At 44.6% G+C, this 18,187-nt stretch carries 16 protein-coding genes; 15 read left to right on the top strand and 1 reads right to left on the bottom strand.

The features are described 5' to 3' along the window. Positions 1-156: 156 nt before the first annotated feature. On the bottom strand, positions 157-993 hold the full coding sequence (gene bacA / locus WH45_RS02130; RefSeq protein ID WP_046212726.1) for an undecaprenyl-diphosphate phosphatase: 837 nt from the start codon (positions 991-993) through the stop codon (positions 157-159). A 502-nt stretch (positions 994-1,495) separates the two neighbouring features. Here bacA and WH45_RS02140 point away from each other — a divergent pair. From WH45_RS02140 to WH45_RS23705, 15 genes are all read left to right on the top strand, one after another. Next, the gene (locus WH45_RS02140) at positions 1,496-2,263 is read left to right on the top strand and encodes an AIM24 family protein (protein ID WP_046212728.1); all 768 of its coding nucleotides are present in this window, start codon (positions 1,496-1,498) and stop codon (positions 2,261-2,263) included. Between the two features lie 142 nt (positions 2,264-2,405). Beyond that, positions 2,406-2,888: a Dps family protein gene (locus WH45_RS02145; RefSeq protein ID WP_046212729.1), complete on the top strand. Its 483-nt coding sequence runs from the start codon at positions 2,406-2,408 to the stop codon at positions 2,886-2,888. Between the two features lie 370 nt (positions 2,889-3,258). Next, entirely contained in the window at positions 3,259-4,395 is a 1,137-nt protein-coding gene (locus WH45_RS02150; protein WP_046212730.1) for a nitric oxide synthase oxygenase, read from the top strand. A 19-nt stretch (positions 4,396-4,414) separates the two neighbouring features. Further along, positions 4,415-5,791: a TrkH family potassium uptake protein gene (locus WH45_RS02155; protein WP_046212731.1), complete on the top strand. Its 1,377-nt coding sequence runs from the start codon at positions 4,415-4,417 to the stop codon at positions 5,789-5,791. 269 nt (positions 5,792-6,060) lie between these two features. Continuing rightward, on the top strand, positions 6,061-6,732 hold the full coding sequence (locus WH45_RS02160; RefSeq protein ID WP_046212732.1) for a response regulator transcription factor: 672 nt from the start codon (positions 6,061-6,063) through the stop codon (positions 6,730-6,732). Continuing rightward, positions 6,729-8,102 (top strand): sensor histidine kinase, encoded by a 1,374-nt coding sequence (locus tag WH45_RS02165; protein WP_235338221.1) that lies wholly within the window; start codon positions 6,729-6,731, stop codon positions 8,100-8,102. Before WH45_RS02160 ends, WH45_RS02165 begins: the two co-directional genes overlap by 4 nt. Before the next feature lie 115 nt (positions 8,103-8,217). Beyond that, positions 8,218-9,153, top strand: coding sequence for an ATP-binding cassette domain-containing protein (locus tag WH45_RS02170; RefSeq protein WP_046212733.1), 936 nt, complete (start codon positions 8,218-8,220; stop codon positions 9,151-9,153). Next, complete coding sequence (locus WH45_RS02175) at positions 9,131-9,862, top strand: ABC transporter permease (protein ID WP_046212734.1); 732 nt, start codon at positions 9,131-9,133, stop codon at positions 9,860-9,862. Before WH45_RS02170 ends, WH45_RS02175 begins: the two co-directional genes overlap by 23 nt. 15 nt (positions 9,863-9,877) lie before the next feature. Beyond that, entirely contained in the window at positions 9,878-10,066 is a 189-nt protein-coding gene (locus tag WH45_RS02180) for a hypothetical protein (protein WP_046212735.1), read from the top strand. 39 nt (positions 10,067-10,105) lie between these two features. Further along, positions 10,106-11,371, top strand: coding sequence for a sensor histidine kinase (locus WH45_RS02185; RefSeq protein ID WP_046212736.1), 1,266 nt, complete (start codon positions 10,106-10,108; stop codon positions 11,369-11,371). A gap of 22 nt (positions 11,372-11,393) precedes the next feature. Continuing rightward, on the top strand, positions 11,394-12,056 hold the full coding sequence (locus tag WH45_RS02190; protein ID WP_046212737.1) for a response regulator transcription factor: 663 nt from the start codon (positions 11,394-11,396) through the stop codon (positions 12,054-12,056). 204 nt (positions 12,057-12,260) lie between these two features. Further along, entirely contained in the window at positions 12,261-12,437 is a 177-nt protein-coding gene (locus WH45_RS23330; protein ID WP_152663464.1) for a plantaricin C family lantibiotic, read from the top strand. A gap of 88 nt (positions 12,438-12,525) precedes the next feature. After that, positions 12,526-15,681 carry a type 2 lanthipeptide synthetase LanM family protein gene (locus tag WH45_RS02195; protein ID WP_046212738.1) on the top strand — a complete coding sequence of 1,052 codons (3,156 nt, stop codon included), beginning with the start codon at positions 12,526-12,528 and terminating at the stop codon, positions 15,679-15,681. A gap of 10 nt (positions 15,682-15,691) precedes the next feature. Next, on the top strand, positions 15,692-17,878 hold the full coding sequence (locus WH45_RS02200; protein ID WP_082096491.1) for a peptidase domain-containing ABC transporter: 2,187 nt from the start codon (positions 15,692-15,694) through the stop codon (positions 17,876-17,878). Positions 17,879-17,958: 80 nt separating this feature from the next. Continuing rightward, complete coding sequence (locus WH45_RS23705) at positions 17,959-18,129, top strand: class II lanthipeptide, LchA2/BrtA2 family (RefSeq protein WP_200897648.1); 171 nt, start codon at positions 17,959-17,961, stop codon at positions 18,127-18,129. The last annotated feature ends 58 nt before the right edge of the window (positions 18,130-18,187 follow it).

Below are 18,187 nucleotides of genomic sequence, written 5' to 3' on the forward strand. Positions count from 1 at the left end.
ATGACATTAGTTAAAGTTATACGTATTTTACAGGATATCGTTTCAAAAACCAATGTTCTTTTTGTTACGTTTTCCGTCAGGACGGCAAATACCGTGCCAGCAGGGGAAAATAAAAATACAGCACGCCAGCCATTCACATGACCAGCGTGCTGTATTTTACATTGCCAGCAAAACAAAGAAGACGATAGCTAGCACAAAACGATAGATCGCAAACACGGTCAGCGACAGGCGCTTGAGCAGGTTCAGGAAGGTTTTGATCGCAATCATGGCCACGATAAAGGAAGTGATAAAGCCGGCTGCAAAAAATCCAAAATCGTCCATACTCAGGAACTCGGCACTCTTGTACAGATCATATCCGGTTGCACCGAACATAATCGGTACGGACACTAGGAAGGTAAACTCGGCGGCAGCGACGTGGGATACACCGAGCAGGATACCACCGGAGATCGTCGAACCCGAACGGGAGAAGCCCGGCCACAGCGCCAGACACTGGAACAGACCGATGCCAAAAGCCTGCTTGTACGTAATATCATCGACCGTCATATTGCCTGCGCTGCGACCTTTGCGCCATTCGGCATAGATCATCAGCAGACCGCCGACCACGAGACTGTATACAACCGTTTGCGGACCGAATAGGTATTTTTTGATCACGTCATGCAGCAGCAATCCCACCACAACAGCCGGCAGCATTGCCAGTGCGATATGTAAAATATTAAGACGATGCGGAGCGCCTGGACGATTGCCCTGTTTGAGCCGTCCGCGGAACAAATCGGGAATCGTCATCAGAATGTCGATAAATTTGCGCCAGTACAGGACAACAACGGCGAGTACGGCACCGAGCTGTACGACGATTTCAAATGATTTGACCTGCTCGGAATTCTCGTCCAGTCCCAGCAGAAAAGCGGTCAAAATCATATGACCTGTACTGGACACCGGCAGGAACTCGGTGAGCCCTTCGATAATACCCATAATAATGGCTGAAATAATATCCACGAATGGACCTCCTTTGGATGTGTATTTGCATGGATGGCAAATACCTGACTTGGTTTACATAAACAATGACGCCTATTTCCAACATGATGTTCGGTTTGCAGAAAGCAAACCACGCTTCTACCATAGTATGAGAAAAAGTGGGCACCAGTCAATTTGCCATCTGTCCGTTGACAGAAGTGGATTTTGGTCTGCTGGACCGGGTTCTGAACTGAAAGCACTAGGACAGGTTAGCTACCAACCAAAAGCAATCGCTTACATTGAATTTGAGGGTTACTTTGGAATAGGAATGTGGTCGAAAGCTGTCGATTAATTTATTTGTGACAAAACGGCAGAAATTTCAAAATTCAGAACCCTTATTGAATATATGGAGTATATAGGAAGAGAACGTTGCTTACTGCCGCGCTTCCGTTAAGATAGAAGCAGGATCTCTGGCAGACCTGCGCAGACAGGAAGCCAACTACCATCCCGGCATATCCCCATTACCAAAAAGGAGTGATTTATCATGGCTTTTGTAATTAACAATCTGACAGATAACAGCAATACGGTGATCAAGGAAAAACTGGGCAGCTTTACCGTGCTGGAATACATAAAGGATCTCAGCACCACCTCGGTGGTGGATGCTACAGCGCAGTATTACATGTCCCACAGCAATATGCACCGCAAGCAGCTGATGATCGAACTGAACAACAGCGAGATTATGATGAAGGCAGGCGCGATGCAGTACACTGTCGGCCGGATGGAAATGACGACCGGGATCAAGGATGCAGGCGGGGCGGTCCGCAGCTTTTTTGGCGGAGCAGCGAGCGGGACGGGAGCGATCAAGCCACTTTATAAAGGAACAGGAACGATTCTGCTGGAACCTACCTACAAATACATCTGGCTGATCGATGTTGATAATGATGAAGTGGTGATCGAAGATGGATTGTTCCTCGCCTGTGAGACTTCACTGCGCATCGGCGTGACGGCGCGCAGCAATCTGTCTTCTGCGGTACTGGGCGGGGAAGGTCTGTTCAATATGAGCGCCAGCGGCAAAGGCGTCATCGCGCTGGAAGCGCCGATTCCATCGGAAGAAGCGGTCGTGGTGGAACTGCAAAATGATGAACTCAAGGTGGACGGCAACTTTGCGATGATGTGGTCCAACTCGCTGAACTTTACCGTGGAGCGCTCCGGCAAGACCCGCATGGGCTCTGCCGCTTCCGGTGAAGGACTGGTCAACGTATACCGCGGCACCGGCATGGTCTGGCTGGCTCCGCTGGCGGCATACAGCTGATCTGCAGGCAGTGAGGAAAATCTTTTTCAGAAACAGGTATGAAAATATAAAAAAAGACTAGCCAAATCCAAAAGGTTCTGTTATTATTAAATCAGGAATTAGAATAAGTCTAAATTTAAAATAAAGAAAAGAGGAATTAACTATGACAACTGTAAATAATCAAACCCATACATCCGAGAATACACAGATCGATTCCCTTTATAACGCACTGAACATTCAAATCGCCAACTGGTCCGTACTGTACACCAAGCTTCACAACTTCCACTGGTATGTCAAAGGCGAGAACTTCTACACCCTGCATGCCAAATTCGAAGAACTGTATGATCAGGTAACCGGTTATATGGACGATGTGGCAGAGCGCCTGCTGGCTATCGGCGGACGTCCGGTCGCTACCATCAAGGAACAGCTGGAGCTGTCCACTCTGCTGGAAGCAACAGGAAATGAAACTGCCAACCAAATGGTCGTTTCCGTTGTGGAAGACTTTGCGACCCTGTCCGGTGAGATGAGCGAAGCGATCACACTGGCTGAAGAGCTGGCTGACCACCCAACTGCCGACCTGCTGACAGGTATTCGCGGTGAAGTGGAGAAAGCTGCCTGGATGCTCAACGCTTACCTGGGCCGCTAATCTGCAGTTCGGCCGTATACAGCAACCCATCCCTTTTGACCTGCAATAACTGCTGAGGCAGTCCGGTTCATACCCCCTTATGAACAATAATGAATACCATTTGATTTATGCATGGCCTTACATCAGCCTGCCGGGTAGCGGATCTACTACCTGGCAGGCTTTTTGCTGTGCTTTGTGTGCTGATTTTGTGACAGTTTGCTGCTGTTACTGCCAGATCACTTCTGCTTCACGTATAATGGGTAGAAACTTATATTAAGTAAGTTCATTTGACGAAGATACAGGACCATCAGCGGCCTTCATCCGGAAGCGCCGTTTATCCGTATGTACAGGATAGATTCAATGAAATCCATAAAATAATGAGGTGGACGAGATGGCGGTAACCTATCCGCTTGTTCAGGAAGCAGAATCCTTTATCCGTGTGTGTTATGAAGAGCTTGGCAAAAGTGAAGCCGAGACGACCACCCGGCTGGAAGCAATATATGAAGAAATTGAGCATGACGGCATCTATACCCATACGCTGGAAGAGCTGAGTCACGGTGCCAAAATGGCCTGGCGCAACAGCAACCGCTGTATCGGCCGCCTGTTCTGGGATCATCTGGATGTACGCGATGCCCGGCAGGTGGAAGGTACCGACCGGATTGCTGCCGAGCTGCTGGAACATATCCGGTATGCAACCAATGGCGGCAAAATCCGCCCGACGATTACCATTTTCCGTCCGCGTGATGCACAGGGGCGTGAGACGCGCATCTGGAATCATCAGCTGATCCGGTATGCCGGTTATGAGACGGAACAGGGGGTAAAAGGAGACTCTTCTTCGCTCTCCTTCACACGGTTCTGTCAGCATCTGGGCTGGAAGGGAGCGGGCACTGATTTTGATGTGCTGCCGCTGGTTATAAGTGAGAATAATGGCGCTCCAAGGTGGTATGAGATTCCAGTGCAGGATGTGCTGGAAGTGCCGATGATTCACCCGGATTTTCCGGAATTTACAGAGCTGGGGCTGAAATGGTATGCTGTTCCCATTGTGTCCGAGATGCGGCTGAATATCGGCGGGATTCAATATACGGCTGCGCCGTTTAACGGATGGTATATGGGTACAGAGATTGGTGCCCGCAACTTTGCCGATGAGCACCGCTATAATCTGCTGCCGGCGATGGCCCGGATCATGGGGCTGAATACGGTCAGTAAGTCGACACTGTGGCAGGACCGCGCACTCGTGGAACTGAACGCAGCAGTATTGTACTCATACAAGCAGGCCGGCGTGAGCATCGTGGATCATCATACGGCAGCTTCGCAATTTGAGAAGTTCGAGCAGCGCGAGGCGGCAGCCGGGCGTGAAGTGACCGGGAACTGGGTATGGCTGATTCCGCCCATGTCTCCGGCAACGACGCATATTTTTCATCGTCCGTATCCCAATCGGACGGTTACGCCGAATTTCTTTTATCAGGACAAAAAATATGAGCGGAGCGAGACCGGCACCACGGATGGAGGCGGCTGCCCGTTTCATTGAGAGGATGAATAATTAGAACATGCTAGGATTCGGAAGGAACAAGGCACCGCGCCGGATGAGCCAGCAGATGCAGAGCTTTGTGAATCCGGCCCGGTTGATACCGATGGGATTTGCAGTTATGATCCTGATCGGTACGCTGCTGCTCCGGCTGCCGGTGTCCAGCGCCAATGGCAAGTCTGTTGACTGGTTGAATGCCCTTTTCACGGCGACGTCTGCAGTATGTGTAACCGGACTTGCTGTACTGGATACCGGCACGGATTTTTCCGTATTTGGACAGATCGTAATTATGGTGCTGATCCAGATCGGCGGTCTGGGCTTTATGACATTCGGGGTATTATTTGCCGTTTTGCTGGGCAAGCAGATCGGGCTCAAGCAGCGGCTGATGATTCAGCAGGCGACCAATGCGTTCTCCACCCAGGGACTGGTCAAGCTGTCGCTGAACATTTTCCTGATCGCCTTTGTACTGGAATCGGTAGCGATGGTTACGCTGGCGCTGCACTGGACACCTGAAGTCGGCTGGAAACATGCCTGGTACCAGGGTGCCTTTTATGCGATTTCTTCATTTAATAATGCGGGCTTTGCGCTGAGTCCGGATAGTCTGTCCGACCATGTCGGTGATCCGGTCGTGAATACCGTCGTGATTACCCTGTTTGTGATCGGTGGCCTGGGCTTTATCGTACTGACGGATATTTTGCAAAAGCGCCGCTGGCGCCGCTTCTCGCTCAATACCAAGCTGGTGCTGACAGCGTCGCTGATCGCTACCGTATTTGGAATTTCTTTTGTACTGATAGCGGAGTGGAGCAATCCGGCGACACTGGGACCGCTGAGTACAGGAAAAAAAATCTGGGCGGCGATGTTCCAGGGGATGATGCCGAGATCTTCCGGGTACAACACTATCCATATTGGAGGCCTGATGGCTGCGACCCAATTTGTTTTTATTATTCTGATGTTCATCGGGGCAGCCAGCGGATCAACGGGAGGCGGCATCAAAATCAACACCTTTGCAGTCCTGATTCTCTGTCTGTACAGCGTCGTTCGCGGGCGTACGGAGATTCACGCCTTTCAGCGGAAAATCAGCTTCGAAATGGCATTCCGGGCGCTGGCGGTTATTATGATCTCGTTTGGTATTGTATGTGTGTTGACGATCCTGCTGGCGATTACGGAGAATGGTTCCAGCGTTACATTCCTGGCGATTTTCTATGAAGCGGTGTCCGCGTTTGGTACGGTAGGTTCCTCGATGGGCCTGACGCCGAATCTGTCTCCTGCAGGTAAGCTGATTATAATTATCACGATGTTCATCGGACGTCTGGGTCCGCTGGCACTGGCTTTTGCACTGGCGCAGACGAAACGTCCGGCCAAGTACAGCTATCCGGAAGAAAAGGTGTTGATTGGTTGATGGCCATTGTTTTTTCGGTAAACACGAGCTGCAGCCTGGAGAAAATGCAGCTCGTACGCAGGGATAATAGAGCAGGTATAGTAAAGTAGGAGCAGCCAATCTTTTGCAACCGGCTTTTGCTTGTCGATTAAAGCAAATATGGATATAGCATGAGAGATTTTCGCTTATACCGGAAGGATTTTGCAATATTTGCAATAATCTCCTTATTGGTATAAGCTTTTTTTAATTGATCCTGTATCCTGTGTTATATTGCAGAAGGAGGAACGGAAATGAGTCATATCTTGTACATGGAAGACGATCTGGAAATCGGTGGTTTTGTTAGTCAAATGTTGAAGCAGCGTGGCTACAAAGCGGTTTGGCTAACTTCCTCTCATGAATATGAGGAATATGTTAACGAAGCTGATATGGTCATTCTTGATATTATGATGCCAGGCCTCGACGGGTTTACGGTGGGACAGCGTCTGAAGGTTCTCAATCCACAGCTGCCGATCTTGCTTCTGACTGCCCGGACAGCTATTGAGGATAAGCTTAAAGGGCTCGAATTTGCTGATGATTATATGACCAAACCATTTCATCCAGAAGAGATGGTGGCCAGAGTCGAAGTATTGCTGCGTCGTTTTAACAAAAATGAGGCTGATTGTCTGGAATTGAAACATCTGCTTATTTACCGACAGGAGAAGCGTATCGTTAACAAGCAAACCGAAGAAGAAATCTTTTTGACAGACAAACAATTCAAGATTTTTGATCTTTTGCTGCGCCATCCTAACCAGATTTTGACTAAAGAACAAATGTATGAGAATGTCTGGGATCAGCCTTATATGGAAGGCGATAAAACATTGATGGTACATATACGTTATTTGCGGCAGCGAATTGAACATAATCCCAATGAACCTGAGATTCTGGAAACAATTCGTGGAATTGGGTATCGGATCAAACAATGAATATGAAGCTATCGACTAAATATCTGCTCCATATTATCCTGTCAGTGCTTTTTTTTCCCATAGCCTTTATGGTAGTGAATTTTATCTATTATATGACTTTAACCTATGTATTGAATCAGCAAGAACATATTTATTATGAAGAAAACAAACTGCAGAGCAGTTGGCAAAAAGATATAGCAAGCTGGAAAAACAAATCTACAGAAGATATTATTGATCATTTGCGGAGAACACCAGATTATCGCTATTCTGAAATTGCCTGGATCAGCGATCAGGGTGACATTTTGTATGCGTCGTCCGACAAACTGAAATTGCCGCATGAGCCGCTTGATGTCAGCGAAATTATACGTTGGAATGAGCAGGCTAACCATAAGCATCTGGTGCTGGCTGCTTACCTACAGGGAAGCGAGGCGCGCGGATATGCCTATCTGGAGACTCCGCGTACCATCATCGGCTCGCAATGGGAAATTTTGCGCGACCGGTATGCCCATTTCTGGTTTATTGGCATATTTTTTGTCTGTGCATTGTTTGTATTTAGTTCCTGGCTCTTTTTTGCACGAATCCAGAAAAGACTGGTTACCCTACAAAAGCATATGCAAAAAACGGATCATGATGGTATACCACGTAATCTGGATGTGAAATACGAAGATGAACTTGGTCAGGTAGAACATTCTTTTAACAAAATGGTGAATGAACTGAGGAACAGCAAACAAAAGGAATCAGAAGAGGCGGAACTGAGGCGCAAGTTGATTGCCGATTTGTCTCATGATTTGCGTACACCATTGACGGTAATCCGCGGTCACACCTTTATGTTGAGTGAACAGCCATTGACGGAAAAAGGAAAACTGTCTGTGCAGGTCATCAATGATAAGGTAGCCTATGTTGGCGAGTTGATTGATAATTTAGCTTCTTTTTCGCTACTGGCTGCCGGCAAACTTCCATTGAATAGGCAATCAATCGATGTCGTCAAAGTGCTCCGTTCTTCGCTAAGCGCATGGTATCCGATTTTTGAACAGGATCACTTTATGGTTGAAGTTCAGCTGGAGCAAAGTATGATTTGGCAAGCAGATGAACTCTGGTTGCGTCGTATTCTGGACAATGTTTTTCAAAATGTAAGACGTCATGCCGCACAGGGACGCTATGTTTTTGTCGGTACAATTAATACTGCATCCGGTATAGCGATTGCTATTCGGGATCATGGCCCGGGCATTCACTCCCATTCTACCCGTAAGGGTGCAGGGATTGGGATGTCTATTATAGACATGATGTGTGCACAGATGGAACTGGCCTGTACAATAGATAGTCATGATGAAGGAACATCTGTCTATATTCATTTAAAATCCGGCAAGGCGGAGACTGCTCAGATCGAGTAGTTTCCGCCTTTTTTGCTGCCTGCAAGTTTAAACGGAATTTAAACGAAAGCTACCACTATTTTTAAACTACAGCATGTACAGTGAAATCATACCTTTTCAAGGAAGGATGAAGTATATGACAGAACAGAATGCTGCATTGCGAACTGAACAGCTTGGCGTATCCATCAAGGGCAGAGCCATTTTGCAGGATATTAATTTGCGGCTTGAGAAAGGCCGCATTTACGGTTTGCTGGGACCAAATGGTGCCGGGAAAACCACACTGCTAAAAGTACTGCTGGGCATTTTTCCACCAAGTGTCGGAAGCGTCTGGTTTGATGACCGTAATCTCTACAAACAGCCTGACCCGAAAATAATCGAAACAATCGGCAGTATTATTGAATATCCAGGGTTTTACGATAACCTGACCTTATCTGAAAATATTGAGCTTCATCTTCGATATCTGCATCGGCAGCAAGCCAAGGAAGTGGATGACGTACTGCGAAAAGTCGGGCTGTACGAACACAGGCACAAGTTGTTTTCGCAAACTTCACTTGGAATGAAACAACGTCTTGGCATAGCGAGGGCAATTGCCCATTCGCCACGGTTACTGCTACTTGATGAACCGACCAATGGACTCGATCCTTACGGTATCAAGGAAGTACGGGAAATGCTCATTCAGGAAGTGCTGCGTAATGGCACAACTATCGTTATTTCCAGTCATATGCTGAGTGAGATCAATCTGATGGCCGATGACCTGATTATTATGAACCAAGGGAAAATCATTTTCGAATCTGCTTTTTTCAAAAATACACAGGAAATGCATTTGTACCGTTTACCTACTGCAAATACTTTGCAAGTAGAAGCCATTATGGATTTTTCCAGCCACGTTCTGTCAAAAGGACCCGACGTCGTCGAGTTTATATCCGTTCTACCCCCAATTGAAGTGCGCAAACATGTGCTGCAGCTGGGAGCCAATGCACAGGAACTGGAAGGCTATAAATTATCCCTAGAAGACCTGTATTTGAAATTGCTTGCAAAGGAGTATCGCTATGAATCTGCTGCTGCGGAATGAATTTATGAAGCTAAAGCGTCTCAAATCACTGTATATTATCTTTTTTCTGAGTTTTTTGCCTTTTCTTATTAACGGTATCGGTTTGCTGTCGATGGGGGGAGAACAAACATGGACACGATTTTACATGTTTGTATTCAATCAATATTCGGTTTTGTTTCCGACCGTAATTTTCATTTTCTCGGGGTTTTACTTTTATCTGGAGTTCAAAAATAAAACCGTATTGAACTGGATGTCTTATCCATATCCGCGTTTCAAGCTCATAATGTCCAAGCTAATTGCTGCTTTTATCTTGTTATTCCTAATATCCGCTATAAATCATATCATTCATCTGGGTACATTGTTCGTCGTTTTTGGTAGTGGTATGACAACCTCCGAGTTTTGGAAGTTGCCACTGACTTCCTTTACATCAACTACGCTCAGTTTGTTGACGATTCCGGTAGCGGCGCTGATTGCATTTGTCAGTCGTAATATCATTGTAGTCATGGTTAGCGGGGTGGCTGCTTTTATGATTATGACGATCTTGTTGGCAAGCGATGTATCCATTGCTTTTCCGTTCTCTTTCATTTACCGATTCAGTATTCAAATGGTCGAGCATAGCATGGGATATTCCAGTGTGCTTCTATCTGCCAGCGGTGCATTCATTATGTTTGCGTATGTGACCATTTCCCTGGCAGGTCTGTATGTGTATTCTCATAAAACAAGAATGTAGGAAAGGATGAGTATCGTGGAACCTGTACTATTTGTACTTTCTATGCTGGCGTTGGCTTGTACATTATTTATTTTTGTAGGAATGATCCTGAACAATGGAATCAAAGGAATTCTTGATTTATCCAAAAAGCCTGTAAAATGGATGACAGGGTCCTTTGCCATGTATATTGTTTTGTTTGCTGCTTACATATGGAGCAGCATCTAAAGAAGGGTGCTTTCGTACTCTAACAAATGGGGTGATAGGATGGAGAATAGCCATCTGATTCGTTCAATAAAGTATGTGGGCATATTATGGGTTGCTATAGTGCCGATTTTTATTTTTTCTCATATGCAGTATGCATATTCCGCTTATTCCCATGTATTTTTTACAGTAATGCTTGTAGGGATTTTTATAGCCTTTGTGCTTATTTGGAAAGAGAAAAAAAGTACTTCCTGTCCGGAATTGTCCGGGCAGCGGCTGCTCCAGTTTGCAGGCAAATGTCAACATGCAGCCACTGCTGTGGAAATCATTAACTTGCTCAAAGATGAAATGAAAGAGATTATGTCAGAACAGGACATATTCATTTCTGTTTATGATAAACAGCAGAATAATTTCAATGGGCTACCCCTATTTTTTGAACGAAAGTCACTGGAATCATTAACGCCGGGACAGTGGAAATATGCAGATGACTACTGGATCATATCGGTGGGAGAAGGATTACAGGAGCATTACTATCTATATAGTGTCGGTAAAAAAGTAGCACTTCCAGACGTCGCAACGGAAAAATATTTTACGCTGCTGGCATGTCATGTACAGCTGCTGCTGCATAATCAGCTGCTCGTTCATAGCAATGTTGATAAACTGATCCACACCCATGCTTCTTCGATCCATTCCTCACCGTTGGTTGCACAAATGCTCTTTTCGATTGCAGAAGCTGAGCGAAAAAAGCTTTCGCACGATATTCATGATTATCTAATCCAAGAAATGATTCATATGAATCGAATCATTGAACACCATCGTAATGTGCATCCAGACATACAACAATTGCACAATCAAATGCAACACAATATTGGTTACCTGCGGGATTGCTGCTTTGATTTAAGTCCTCCTTTTTTGCAACAGCTGCGTTTGGTTGAAAGTCTAAATCTGCTTGTCGATCAACATAGGAATCAAAATCGATGCGAAATTGAATTAATATGTCGTATAAATATTGAAGATTCATTTTCGGAAGTGTTCAATATCAATATATACAGGATTGCCCAGGAATTATTGAATAATGCTGCCAAGCATGCGCAAGCCCAGTATATTATATTAAGTTTGTTACAAAAAGAAGACAGAATCATATTGGTATATGAGGACAATGGCGTAGGGATTGATTGGGACAAAGTAAATAAACAGAAGACCCATTTTGGATTGACAGGAATCAAAGAGCGCATTAAGAGCATGAACGGAACATACGCAATCGTTTCCAATATCAATGAAGGTCTGCTTTTTAAATGTGAATTCCTTTCGGAATCATATACATCATAGACATTGAAGGAGGAGTCACTTCGTGAATATTCTCTTGGTTGATGATCATATCGGTGTAGCACAAGGAACAAAAGCAATCTTGGAAAGGCGGGGCAGCATGAAGGTTACGCTGCTATCATGTAGCGGACAGGTTATGGAGCACTTGCATAATCGGCAATATGACTTAATCCTGTTAGATTTGTATATGCCAGAACTGAATGGAATGGAGTTGGCCAAGCTTATACTGGATTATGAACCTGCATCCAGAATCATTATTTATACCGGTTTTGATATTGCGACTCATTTCAATATGATGGTGAATATTGGAATTTGCGGATTTATTAGCAAGTCATTGCCTGAAGAACAAATGGTTAGGGCCATTGAATGTGCGATGCACGGGGATACGCTGATCCCTACATATTTATTTAAGCAACTCAGAAGGAAGGAAGTCAGTACAATTGAGCAGCCCATGGAAGATGCGCAAGAACCGCTACGCGATATTACATTAAATGAACGTGAACAAGATATTTTAATGGGCGTAGCAGAAGGTATGACTAATCGGGAATTGTCCGCCAAACTGCTAATCAGTCAGCGTGCAGTAGAGTATGTTCTAACAGGTGTGTATAACAAGCTAGGCGTAAAGTCCAGAACTGAAGCGTTGATTAAAGCCAAAAGATATTCCCTTTTATCCGTTAGTATGATTTGATGGCAGCAAAAAGGAGCAGTGTTTACGAACACTGCTCCTTTTGCGTGTCCGCATCGTATACCTTCGGAAAACCGCAAATTAAAGGCGTTATTCCGAAGGTACCTTTTCGCTGACGGAATCGCATGGATCGATTATGATGTTCTCAAGGGAATATATGGATGATGAAACAATATATTCCCAAAAAAACGAAATGGAGGAATTTTAATGAAAGAACAATGGTATGACTTCGCTGGTAATCTCGAAATGGAACTGAATGAAATTTCATTGAGTGAACTCAGTGGAGGAGCAGAAGTACAGGGGCTTTCCCAGGGTAACGACGGCAAGGTATGTACACTTACTTGGGAATGCGGCCTTTGTCCAACACATACTTGCTTTTGTTAATTGAAAAGCTTTAGCCATGTACAGCACAAGTCCATAATGCAGGGAGATGCACACATCTCCCTTTTCTAAAAAAGGGGATGTGAATCTGATGACAACCATGACCAATCTGTTAATGAGCAAGGAAAGAAAAGGACCACAAGTTTTAGATACGGAATGCCAGTTGCTCGATCGTAATCTGGAATTGATCTATAAACAAAATAAAGAACTGGCTGAGGAAAGCATCCAGCATGTTATGTCGGTATCCAATCTTGAAGAGGTAAAACAATTGTATTATACAGGGCTACATACATCTGGATTCAAAATGAAAGTGTTTGAGCATCTAAAGTGTACTATAGCTTCTCAGCAGGTTAAGCCTGATCAGATTAATGACAATATTATGTTCCATACCTTTGCCTTGAAAATTACAGCGTACTTTTCTCAACTGTTACCGTTCTCACGCATCAATGAACAGCGGCTGGAGAACGTTACACATATCCAAAGCCGGATCATGGAGCAGCTTGAAAAAAGTATTCTTAAAATATCATACCGCACTCTCGTTCTGGATATGAATATAAACCGTGAACAAGGGAAGTTGTTGGGAACAACACCCGAGCAACAATATGAGTATTACCACCATCATTGTTTGCAGGACAAAGCATATATGGAGAAATTTTTCGAAAAATATCCAGTATTGCTGAGAGCACTCGGAGGAGAAATACGTAAATACAGAAAATTTTTGAACGAGTTATTTGCCCGATTTGAAAGAGATTACGATCAAATTGCAGCCTTATTTGCAGTATCAAAGGCTGTACAGATACGTGATATCGAAATGGGAATAGGTGACTCTCATTCAGATGGACGCAAAGTTACCCGCCTGGTTTTGAACTGTGGACAGCTTATTTACAAGCCGCGCAGTCTATCTATTGACAAACTGTACGAGAAAATCATTCATTTTACCAACGAAATGTCCAATGCTCCGGATTTGCAGCTACAGGCGCCTGGAGTACTGGAACGGAAGCATTATGGTTGGGCAGAGTATATTTCTTTCCAAGGCTGCGCCAATCAGCAGCAGGTTCAACAATTCTATACGCGAATGGGAGCACAGATGGCATTATTGTACACTTTGCAAGCTGTGGATTTCCATTCCGAAAATTTGATTGCACATGGAGATCAACCTGTATTAATTGATTTGGAATCACTCTTTCATCCAATGTACGAACGAGATCAAGAAGAAGCTACCGCCTATCAGCAAGCTGAGAAAAAATTGAACGAATCGGTTCGTGCGCTTGGCCTACTTCCATTTTTGTTTGCAGGGAAAGCGGATATTAGTGGTATTGGTCGTCAAGGGAAAACGCAATCCATCTTGAAAGTACCGCAACTAAAACACGCCAAAACCGCCTATATGCAGGTTCAGCGTGAATATACCGAAACAGACGAAAGCTATAATCAGCCCTTGCTGGAGAACACGCTTGCTATCAACCCAAAACAATATGTGAAGGAGCTTAAACAGGGATTTGGGATGATGTACGAGCTGTTATTTCGTAACAAACAGGCATTATGTCAGCTGCTTGAGGATCATGGAGCAGCAGCCATTATCCGCTTCATACCCAAACCTACCGTAAAATATGCTTCCTTGCTGGAACTTAGTTTTCATCCTCGGTTTCTGCATAATTCTATTGATCGTGAAGTATTTCTGTCTAAGATATGGGAGGATTCGAAAGGGAAAGCGGATTACGAAAAACTTGTTATACATGAATTTGTTGATTTACTTAACAATGATATTCCTTATTTCAGCATTCATCTCAACCAGAGACATTTGTACACGGCTAAAAGAAAAGAAATAGGTGACTTTTTCAGGGAATCTCCTCTGGAAATGGTCCAGCGGCGTATCTCTGGACTTTCAATGGAAGATAAGGATTTTCAGTTACAAATCATTGAGCTATCTATGCTAGCGGCAGAGGAGCAAAAGCAAACGGTACTCAAGCAATTTGTTAGCAAAGAATACAGTGATTATACGCAAGAACCCGCAGCTGGATATAAAGCATTACTTCAGGAGAAGGCTATACGACTGACTGAGTATATCCATGCTGGCGCTTATCACAGCTGTATATCGGACAAACCTACTTATGCCTGGCTGAACACCATGCCTGTAGGCGTGGAAGAGCTACAATGGAATTTGTCTGTTATGGGTGATTCCCTGTATGATGGCTTGTCGGGGATGGCTCTTCTGAATCTGAGTTTATGGAAAGCCGGGGAAGGTTTGGAATATCGCCAGCGGGCAGAGCATATTATGGATGATGTCATTGAACGTTATTCCAATCTGGAGATTAATGCAGATAATCGAGAGCGTATATCAATTGGAGCATACTCGGGAATTGCCTCGATTGTTTATACATTGCTAAATTTTTACCGGATGACAGGCAAGCGACATTTTTATGAAGGTGCAGGAACCGTTGCGAGTCTTATTCCCAAACTGCTGCCATATGATAGAGAATTGGATCTGATCGGCGGCAGTTCCGGTGCACTGGCTGTTATGGCACGAGGATATGAGATCGAGCAGGATCCATTGTTTCATGATCTGGCTGAAGGTTGTGTAAAACATCTTCTCGACAGTGCCATTTATATTGATGATCAACAGGTGACGTGGAAAGGCATTGCCGGTAAGCCGCTGACAGGTTTTTCACATGGTAACGCCGGCATGATCTATGCATTGCAATTGTGGGAAAGATATACGGATAACAAGGAACTGAAGACAATAATAAAAAAGGGACTGAATTTTGAAAACAACCAATCAAGCCATGGGAACTGGAATGATTTGCGCAAACCTGTGCAGGAAGCAGCTACATCCGCATGGTGTCATGGTTCGCCCGGCATTTTGATGTCTCGTCTGGAGTTGGCAAATTCGAGTGACTCCGAGGTTGCTCTACAGGCGGTACATGATCAACAGATGGCACTGCCCAATATACTGCATGACGGATTTGGAAGAGAGCAAAGTCTGTGTCATGGAGACATGGGTAATGGAATGATTTTGATGCAGTATGGTCGAAAAACCAACCGTCCAGCCTGGTTAAATGTGGGCAAAAATTTGATTATCGAAAGTGCAACTAGCCGTCTGAAATATCAGTGCGGTGTCGGAAATGAAGTGGAAACTCCCAATATGATGCTTGGACTTGCCGGTATTGCATATGGAATGCTGTATGCCTGTCATCCGGAACTGCCCAATATTTTGGACCTGGAACTGAGTCATACACCGTTATCGGAGTAGGAGGAGGCATATGCAGTTATTTGCGAGAAAACTACCCGTTATTTTGCAACTGAATCAATATGATTGCGGAATCGCCTGTCTAGCTATGCTCGCAAGTGGAATAAGAAAAAAGCGGATTGATACAGCCGAGTTTCGCGGTCACGGTCCTGTGCTGGGGCGTGATGGAGCAAGCCTTTCATTATTAAAGCAAGCTGCAGCACAGCGCGGTTATGAGTTGAAGGCATACCGTTTGCAAACATGCGAAGAGATAAGCAAACTGGTTGAAATAAGACCTATTATGGTGCACTGGAATTACAACCATTTTGTGATTGTAGAAAGGTGCACAGATCTGAAGATCACCATCATTGATCCCGCTTATGGAAGAAGTGACATATCTATCGAGAGTTTTATTCGTTCTTATAGTGGAACATGTGTAACGCTTGAATCAAGTAAAACTATACAAGCACAGGATAATGGATTGATAAATCCGGTAGCAATGCGAAGGCGAGGGTTGGTATACAAGCTATGGAAGTATTTGCGCGGGGACAAACAGCTGTTGGTGTACATTATACTGCTGACTGTAGTGTTTCAAATTCTTAATCTGGCAGCTCCCTTTTTGACCCAATATGTTATTGATTCTTCCCAGCAACAGCAGAAGTGGTCTGTACCCTGGCTGGGCGGAGCGGTAGCGGCATCCTTGTTTCTATTTTTCGGACTGTCCCTGTTACGTATGAAGTTTATTGTTCGATTACAAGTACACATTAACCGTGCTTTGACAGAACAGGTACTGCACAAGCTATTCGTGATGCCTCTAAAATTTTTTGAATCCAGTTCAACAGGAGATATTTCGACGAGAATTTATAATATCGCAGTCATACGTGAAGTGATCTCGCGTCTTGCCTCTACTTTTTTGCTGGATATTAGTCTTCTGGTTACCTTCTTTGTGGTCATGCTTGCCTACTCGCCGATGCTGTCGCTAATTGTGGCGGCAGGTGCAGTTTTCCAGATTATCAGTACGGTATACTTGCTACCCAAAATCGAAACCTTTACCAAACAGGAAGTGGGAAGCCAGGCACAGTTTCAGGCACAGTTAATTGAAGTGCTGCGCTCAGTAGGATTTATTAAGACAGTTGGCAAGACAGAACCGATTGAACAACAGCTGAAGGATAATTTTGGACTGCAGCTAAGTCATTTTGAGAAAAGAATGGGATATTCCTCATTACTCGGGTCGATCTCCAATTCCATTAACTTATCTCTGCCATTATGTATTCTTGTGATAGGTATGGCAGGATTACCGGGAAATGGACTTACACTCGGTGCGCTTGTGGCATTTTCCAATATTGCAGGACGTTTTATGACACCGCTGGGTTCTATCATCGGCAGTCTGGAATCCATGAAAATGGTGGAAGAAATGATTAACCGGGTAGAGCACATTATCTGCGAAGATGAAGAGAATCTGAACGAGGATCAAAGCTTGCAATTCCAGCCTGATCGGCATGTCATTCAGCTTCGGGATATACGATTCAGTCATAACGGAAAACATTATGAACTTGACGGAATCAATCTGGATGTGCATCCCTTTGAAAAAGTAACTCTAATTGGTAAAACGGGAAGTGGCAAATCCACTCTGTTCAAATTGTTGGCCGGATTGTATGAGCCAGCTGGAGGTAGTATCCATTATGGAACGACCAATAGCAGGGATATCAATCTGTGTGCACTGCGTGAGCATATGGGTTATCTCGTTCAAGATACGCATTTATTCAATGATACGATTCTGAACAACATACGCTATTTTAATGAGCATGTGCGAATGGAGGATATTATTCAAGCGGCTAGAGATGCCTGTATCCATGATGAAATTATAAAGATGCCTATGGGTTACTATACCGTTATTGGTGAAAATGGAGTCACTCTTTCCGGTGGACAGCGACAACGTATAGCTATTGCACGTGTACTAGCCAAAAAGCCACGGATTTTGCTTGTGGACGAAGGTACGAGCAATCTCGATGCTGCTACTGAAGAGACCATTTTACGCAATCTATATGCCAAGCCAATTACTGTTATTTCCATTACACACCGCAAAAGCTGGCTGGAGCATGCGGATCATGTATACGAACTAGACAAAGGTAAACTGCGGCGCGTATCCGCGCAGGAACATAGTGGTAGTATAAGTGGTTTGCTGAAAGGAGGTGATGCTGTAAACGGTCAAACGATTTAAGAGACGTATCGGCTGTTCAGTGTCAGAATGCTAATCCATAATCAATAATCCAAAACCCAAATAACAAGGAGGAAATTAAAATGAAAAAACAAGAGCTGATAATCGCACAGGTGTCCGAAAAAGAACTGAAAGAACTGGCAGGCGGTGCCGAATCCACACCAAACGGTACACCGGCTACAATCATTCCGGTATCTCTGGCCATTTGTCCGACAACTCGTTGCGCTTCCATCGTGGAATCCTGTAACGGCTAAACCGGTATGATGGTAAGCAAAAAGAAAGGGATACTGTATTGTGGTATTCCTTTCTTTT

Source organism: Paenibacillus wulumuqiensis, from assembly GCF_000971965.1.
In the GTDB taxonomy this organism is placed as follows: Bacteria; Bacillota; Bacilli; order Paenibacillales; family Paenibacillaceae; genus Saccharibacillus; species Saccharibacillus wulumuqiensis.